Source organism: Dyadobacter sp. HNCC25DJ187 (assembly GCF_056895255.1).
Window position 1 is genome coordinate 1 of sequence record NZ_JBXHAT010000012.1, and the last position, 809, is coordinate 809.

Consider the following 809-nt stretch of genomic DNA (forward strand, 5'->3'; position numbering starts at 1 on the left):
ACCTGTGTGCCCCATCTGTTGAATATTTTGCATTCTACAGACTGTACGAAAGCGGGACAGTCAAATGGTTTGAAGATGTCATTTTTGTTGTCACCATTTGGTGTAAAAACATTGGGGAGCACATACATAGGACAATTGTCTTTGCATACGATGTTGCTCGGTGCGCTTTCCACCCCGAAACTATTGACCGCTGTGACATAATAACAACCTGCAAACGATGTAAGCCCATTGTGTGCAAAAGTAGTTGCAAGTGGAATAGGGGGAGCTGTAACTGTTCCTACCAGTGCTGGCGTGTCCCCTTCATATCTTGCATAATAAACCCTGTAAGCATTCAGGTTCTGATCACATTCCTGCGGATAAGTCCATGAGAGGTTGTTGGTGAAGGAAGTCTGGTTACAGAAAATCTCCGGCGTTTTATTAAGTTCTGCACAATCGAGCTGATCAATGTCGAGTACGGGTGGACAAGGTCTTGTGGTATCCGAAGCTGTCAGACAGATAATCTGCGAGAAGTTCAGCAGATTATCCGGTTTGATCTGTCTGTCGTTGTAAGATCCCAGAGTTTCTACTTTATAGCAGTAAGATGTTTCCTTTGAGATGGTTACGTTAATGGTGCCATCGCCGGGGAATTTGTCAGTACCATCATCGATATAGGTAAATGGCTGTCCAGCTTGTGTGGTGAGATCATCGATCCTGTTAAATGTTCCGGGGTTGTCTTTGTCTTCTCTGTATATCCTGTGAACAGTACCATTGTTGTTCCACGGTACCAGGGCCGACCAGTTGAGCCTGATATTGGTAGGAATTGCGGCACC

General features: G+C 45.1%; 1 protein-coding gene. It reads right to left on the reverse strand.

The genetic code is table 11. From position 1 onward, the window contains the following. On the reverse strand, positions 1-809 hold an 809-nt coding region (locus AC1XUE_RS25770), incomplete at both ends, for a T9SS type B sorting domain-containing protein (RefSeq protein ID WP_483358872.1).